This window comes from Corallococcus llansteffanensis (assembly GCF_003612055.1).
Classification (GTDB): Bacteria; Myxococcota; Myxococcia; order Myxococcales; family Myxococcaceae; genus Corallococcus; species Corallococcus llansteffanensis.
In genome coordinates this window covers 1-6,045 of the sequence record NZ_RAWB01000591.1, presented here as the reverse complement: position 1 = coordinate 6,045, position 6,045 = coordinate 1, and the positions used below count along the sequence as shown (strand labels likewise).

Annotated in this window: 4 protein-coding genes; all 4 read left to right on the top strand. The window is 72.8% G+C overall.

Features of this window, described 5'->3' with window-relative positions; genetic code table 11:
- The first annotated feature begins 46 nt into the window (after positions 1-46).
- Positions 47-2,233 carry a TOMM precursor leader peptide-binding protein gene (locus tag D7V93_RS35905; RefSeq protein WP_120647648.1) on the top strand — a complete coding sequence of 729 codons (2,187 nt, stop codon included), beginning with the start codon at positions 47-49 and terminating at the stop codon, positions 2,231-2,233.
- Positions 2,234-2,240: 7 nt separating this feature from the next.
- Positions 2,241-4,202 carry a B12-binding domain-containing radical SAM protein gene (locus D7V93_RS35900; protein ID WP_120647647.1) on the top strand — a complete coding sequence of 654 codons (1,962 nt, stop codon included), beginning with the start codon at positions 2,241-2,243 and terminating at the stop codon, positions 4,200-4,202.
- 3 nt (positions 4,203-4,205) lie between these two features.
- Positions 4,206-5,363 carry an amidohydrolase family protein gene (locus D7V93_RS35895; RefSeq protein WP_120647646.1) on the top strand — a complete coding sequence of 386 codons (1,158 nt, stop codon included), beginning with the start codon at positions 4,206-4,208 and terminating at the stop codon, positions 5,361-5,363.
- A gap of 10 nt (positions 5,364-5,373) precedes the next feature.
- Positions 5,374-6,045: hypothetical protein (locus D7V93_RS35890; protein WP_147451520.1), on the top strand; the 672-nt coding region annotated here is incomplete at its 3' end.

The following is a 6,045-nucleotide window of genomic DNA, read 5'->3' as shown; positions in this document are numbered from 1 at the left end:
GTCGTATCCAGCGCCCCCCGCCCCGGGTAGGCTCGCCCGCCTGCTCATGAACCGAGTCCTCCGCATCAAGCCCCAGCTGCGCGTCGAGGTGCTCGATGCCCAGCGTGTCTTCCTCGTCGGTGAGCGCTCCCACTTCCTCCTGGAGGGGGCGCTGCACGCGCGCGTCGTGCCCCTGCTGGATGGCGAGCGCACCGTGGCCCAGGTCATCTCCGAGCTGGAGGGACAGGCCTCCGCTCCAGAGGTGCTCTACGCGCTGTCGCTCCTGGAGGAGCGCGGCCACGTGGAGGAAGCGGAGGACGTGTTCGACCCGGAGGTCGCCGGGTTCTGGGAGTCGCTGGGCATCGACGCGGCGGTGGCGGCCGGACGGCTGCTGGACACGCCCGTCGCCGTGCGCGCCGTGGCGGGCGAGGACGTGGAGCGACTGAAGGACGCCCTGCGCGACACCGGCCTGGACGTGCGCGACGAGGCGGACCGCCACGTCCTGCTGGTGGATGACTACCTGTCCCCGGAGGCGCTGAAGCTCGCGCGGGCGGCCCGGAGCGCGGGCGTGGCGTTCCTGCCGGTGAAGGTCGCGGGCTCCGCGTGTCATGCGGGCCCCGTCCTCGCGCCCGGAGCGGGCGCGTGCTGGACGTGCCTCACGGAGCGGCTCTGGGGCAACCGCCCCGTCGAGCAGTACCTGTCGCGCAAGGGGCGACGCACGCACGCGCACCAGCCGCCGCGCACCGGCCTGCCCACCACGGCCCAGGCGGGGCTGGCGTTCGCGGCCACCCTCGTCGCCCGGTGGGTGGTGGACGGGGACACGGCGCGGCACTCGCGGCTGTGGACGCTCGACTTCGCCACCTGGAAGCTGGAGTCGCATGCCGTGACGCGGCGGCCCCAGTGCCCCGACTGCGGCGACCCGACGTGGCTGGAGGCGCGCGCGCGGCGGCCGCTGGTGCTGGCCTCGCGCCCCAAGCGCTTCACCGGGGACGGCGGCCACCGCATCCTCACGCCCGAGGAGACGTGGGAGCGCCACCGTCACCTCATCAGCCCGGTGACGGGCGTGGTGAGCGACCTGCGCGCGGTGCCGGGTGACGCGCCCCTGGGCCACGTCCAGTCCGCCCTCTTCCGCGTGTGCCCGTGGACGGACGCGCCGGCCTCCGACGACTTCCACCGCGTGGCCAGCGGCAAGGGACGCACCGAGGCCCAGGCCCGCGCGGGCGCGCTGTGCGAGGCCCTGGAGCGCTACAGCGCCGTGTTCCAGGGGGACGAGCCCCGCGTCCACGCCACTGCGTCGTCGCTGGGCCCCCAGGCCGTGCACCCGGACGCGCTCCAGCACTTCAGCGCCGCGCAGTTCAGCAACCGGCCCGACGGCGCACGCCACCGGGATGCGCGCACCGCCGTGCCCCGGCCCTACGCGGATCAACCGATGGACTGGAGCCCGGCGTGGTCGCTCACGCACGGCGAGCACCGCTACGTGCCCACGTCGTTCGCGTACCTCTTCGCGCCGTCGCCCGGGGACGGGCCCTTCTGCCTCTTCAACTCCAACGGGAACGCGGCCGGCAACTGCGTGGAGGAGGCCATCCTCCAGGGCTTCCTGGAGCTGGTGGAGCGCGATGCGGTGGCGCTCTGGTGGTACAACCGCCTGCGCCGTCCGCGCGTGGACCTGGGCAGCTTCAACGAGCCGTGGTTCGCCTCCGTGGAAGCGCACTACCGGACGCTGGGCCTGCGGCTGTGGGTGCTCGACCTCACGCACGACCTGGGCATCCCGGTGTTCGTCGCGCTCGCGTTGTCCCCGGAGCGCGGTCGCGCCTGGGCCGGCTGTGGCAGCCACTTCGACGCGAAGCTCGCCGTGCAGCGCGCGCTCACGGAGGTGGCCCAGTGCTACGACCCGAAGGACACGTCACCGTCGCCGTGGGACACGCGCGCGCACGCGGACCCTTCGTGGCTCCTTCCCGACGAGGCGGCCCCCCCGCGCGTCCGCTTCGACTTCCCGCGCGTGGAGCATGACGACCTGCGCGACGACGTGGTGGCCTGTGTCGAGCGCGCGGCCCGCGTGGGGCTGGAGACGCTGGTGGTGGACCAGGGGCGCCCGGAGGTGGGGCTGTCCGCGGTGAAGGTCATCGTGCCGGGCCTGCGACACTTCTGGCCCCGCCTGGGCCCCGGCCGGCTGTATGACGTGCCGGTGCGGATGGGGTGGTTGGCCGCCCCCCTGACCGAGGCGCAGCTCAACCCCGTGCCCTTCTATTTCTGAGCGCGCCATGGCGCCGTCCCCTCCTTCCAAGCCCCGCATCCTGCTCGTCCAGTGCGGCCCGGACCGGCGCCACGTCGACCGGGAGACGGAGGACTTCGATCCCGAGCGCGGCCTCGTCAAGCGCGCGACGATGACGCCGCTGGCCTGCGCGACGCTCGCGGCGCTCACGCCGGACACCTTCACCGTGGACATCTGGGACGAGGAGCTGCACGGCCAGCTCCGCGTGGACACGCCGCTGGGTGACTACGACATCGTCGGCGTGTCGGTGATGTACTCCGCGCTCACGTACCAGGCGCGCTTCCTGGGCGGCTTCTTCCGCGACCGGGGCGCCACCGTGGTCGCGGGCGGGCCCGCCATCTCCGCCGCGCCGGAGGACTACCGGGGCTTCTTCGACGCCCTCTTCGTCAACGAGGCCGAGCGCACCTGGCCGCGCTTCCTCGCGGACTACCTCCAGGGCGAGTACGCGCCCGAGTACCGGCAGATCGACAAGCCCGCCCTCAGCGAGAGCCCTCCGCCACGCTGGGACGGCATCGCGGCCGACTTCCCGCGCTACGCCTGGGGCTCCGTGCAGACGACGCGCGGCTGCCCGTTCGACTGCTCTTTCTGCGACGTCATCTACCTGTACGGCCGCAAGCAGCGGCACAAGCCGGTGGCCCAGGTGCTGGAGGAGGTCCGGAGCCACGCGGCGCTGGGCGCGGAGGGCGTCTTCTTCGCGGACGACGAGTTCATCGGGGACGCGGGCTACGCGAAGGAGGTGCTCGCGGGGCTCGTGCCCTTGAACCGCGCCCTGCCCCGCCCGCTGCGCTTCTTCACCCAGGTGACGATGAACCTGAGCCGCGACGCGCAGCTGCTGGAAGGCATGGCGGACGCCAACTTCTACACCGTGGTGCTCGGCATCGAGTCCTTCGACCCCGCCGCGCTCAAGGAGGCGCAGAAGCACCAGAACGTGCGCGCGGACCTGATGGGCGACCTGCTGCGCATCCAGGCGCACGGCATCGGGCCCCGGGGCAGCTTCATCGTCGGGTTCGACCACGACACGCCCGCCGTCTTCGACTCGCTGCACGCCAACATCCAGCGCTCGCACCTGCCGTGGGTGGTGGTGGCGCCCCTCCAGGCCCCTCGAGGCACGAAGCTGTGGACGCGGCTGCGCGCGGAAGGGCGGCTCGCCACGCCCCGCAAGGCGCACTCGAAAGACCGCGGCGCCATCGTGCTCAACGTGATGCCCCTGGGGATGACGCGGCCCCAGTTGCTCGAAGGCTTCCGCGACCTGGTGGAGCGGCTGTCCACCTGGGACGCAGCCTGTGAGCGCATCCGGGGCTTCATCGCCGGCATCCTGCGCTTCCCCCGGGTGGAGGAGCCCGTCTGGTCCGAAACCGTCACCGACCGCTTCCTGCGCGAGGCCACCGGCGCCTGGGCCCTCACGTCCGCGGAGCGCGCGGTGCTGGGCGACACGCTCGCCGAGGTCCGCCGCACCGCGCCCACGATGCTGCCGCGCGCGGTGTTCTTCCTCGCGCGCAACCAGAACGAGCGCCGCCGCCACGAGCGCCTCTTCACCGACTTCGACGCGGTGCTGGCCGCGGAGCGCCAGGGCGACTTCATCCCGGACACGCAGCCCGTCTACGTCCCGGCCACCTTCGCCACGGCGATGCGCGACGTGTTCCCGGACCTGTACGTGCGGCTGAGCCGCGACCTGCCCGACCGCCGCGACGTGCCCGAGGCATCCCGCGACGTGCTGGTGGACTTCGTCTCCCGCTGGGGCGAGGGCTTCCAGACGCTCCAGCCGCAGCACCACGAGTTCCTGCGCGAGCTGTGCGACGCGGCGGTGGCGGCCCGGGGCGGACACCCCGGGGCGCTCGCGGCCCTCGCCGCCGACGACGAACAGGCGCTGCGCACCCAGGCCCGCCGCACTGGCCTGCTGGAAGCGCTGCTCAAGGACGTGCGCGACGAGCTGGCGAGCTGGGGACGGTGAGCGATGCGTGACGGCCTTCACATCTTCGACGCGGACCGCCATGTCCTGGAGCCGCTGAGCCTCTGGGCGGAGCACCTGGAGCCTGGCCTGCGCAAGCACGCGCCCCGGCCCGGACGGCTCCCGGACGAATCCCTCCAGGCGCGGCTGGAGCGGCTGGGGCCCCAGGGCCTCCTGCCCGTGCAGCCCCTGCCGGAGGTGGACGGCAAACCCCTGTGGAACCACATGCCGGAGCGCGCGTGGGTGGAGTTCTCCGCGCGCTCCTACCGGCAGCTCGGCCGCAACGAACTGCTCCAGCGGCCGGACGTGTACCTGGCGGAGATGGACCGCACCGGCGTGGACGTCGCGGCCCTCTTCCCCACGTACGCGCTGCTGCTGGAGGGCTTCTGGCCGCTGAAGCCCCGCGTGGCCACCGCCTTCGCGGCCGTCTACAACACCTGGCTGCACGGCTTCTGCGCGCACCACCCCGAGCGCCTCCGGGGCGTGGGCCTCATCAGCCGGCACGAACCGGAGGCCATGGTGGCGGAGCTGCGCCGGGTGGCGGGCTTCGGCTGGCGCGCGGTGATGGTGCGCCCCAACCCCATCGGCGGCCGGCTCCTCTCGGACGCGGCGTATGAGCCCTTCTGGACCGAGTGCGAAGCCCGCTCCATCGCGGTGGTGCTGCACGGCAGCGGCCACGTCTACGTGCCGTCGGCCGGCGCGGACCGCTTCGACACCCGCTTCGCCAACCACGCGTGCGCCCACCCGATGGAGCTGATGATGGGGCTGCTCGCGCTCCTCCAGGGCGGCGTGCTGGAGCGCCACCCCACACTGCGCGTGGGCGCGATGGAAGCCGGCTGCGGCTGGCTGCCCTACTGGTCCTGGCGCCTGGACGCGGAGCACCAGGCCGTGGGCGCCGAGGTCTCCGCCACCGTCCGACAGGCTCCATCCGCCTACCTGCGCCGGCACTGCTTCGTCTCCGTGGAGCCGGATGAGCCCTATCTGCCCGACATGATGCGACATCTGCCCGAGGACAGGCTGCTCTTCGGAAGCGACTTCCCGCATCTGGACCACGGAGACGATGTCCTGGGTGCCATGCTGTCCTTGCGTGACCTGATGCCCGAAAGTCGTCTACGAAAGGTTCTCTGGGAAAACCCGACCCGGTTCTACGGTGCGGAACCGTGAGGCCGCTAGCATGAGATTGTCGCTCGCCGAAGGCGTGGCGCTGCGTTGCCCCGACGCGGACGACGCACGCTTGGAAGGCCCGGGTCGTTCGCTGCGGCTGGGGCTGCTGGCCCCCGGCGTGCGCGCCGTCTTCGAGTCGCTCGCGGACGGCGGCATCCAGGAGACGGAGGTGCCGGCCGCGGCGGGCACGGACGCGTCGCTGGCCTGGTACTGGTTGGATCTCGCGGGGGACGGCGGGCTGCTGTCGTGGACGGTGGAGGAGCGCGGCAACCTGCTGATGACGCTCACGCCGGCGTCGGCGTCCTTCCTGCGGCGCCGCGCGAGCTTCGACGCGAACGTGCCGCTGCAGCTGTCGCGCTTCGCGCACACGCGGATGGCGGCGGGCCACGCGGTGCTGGACTGCCCCACCGTGCACGCCACCGCGGCGCTGCATGATCGGCGTGTGGTGTCGCTCCTGTTCGACATGGCCCGCCCCACGCTGCTGGCGCGGCTCAACCAGTTCAACACCGGCATCGAATCCGCCACGCTCCGCGAGCTCGTGCGCCTGCTGGCGGAGACGGGCATCCTCGTGCAGAACGGGCTGGACGTGCCGGCGTCGGAGGAGACGCTCACCGCGCTGCGCCAGTGGGAGCCGCACGATCTGCTCTTCCACCTGCGCTCGCGGGGCTGGGGCCACCAGACG

Coding starts and splice junctions, on each gene's coding strand:
- D7V93_RS35905 (WP_120647648.1), top strand. CDS start 47: ATGAACCGAGTCCTCCGCATCAAGCCCCAGCTGCGCGTCGAGGTGCTC.
- D7V93_RS35900 (WP_120647647.1), top strand. CDS start 2,241: ATGGCGCCGTCCCCTCCTTCCAAGCCCCGCATCCTGCTCGTCCAGTGC.
- D7V93_RS35895 (WP_120647646.1), top strand. CDS start 4,206: ATGCGTGACGGCCTTCACATCTTCGACGCGGACCGCCATGTCCTGGAG.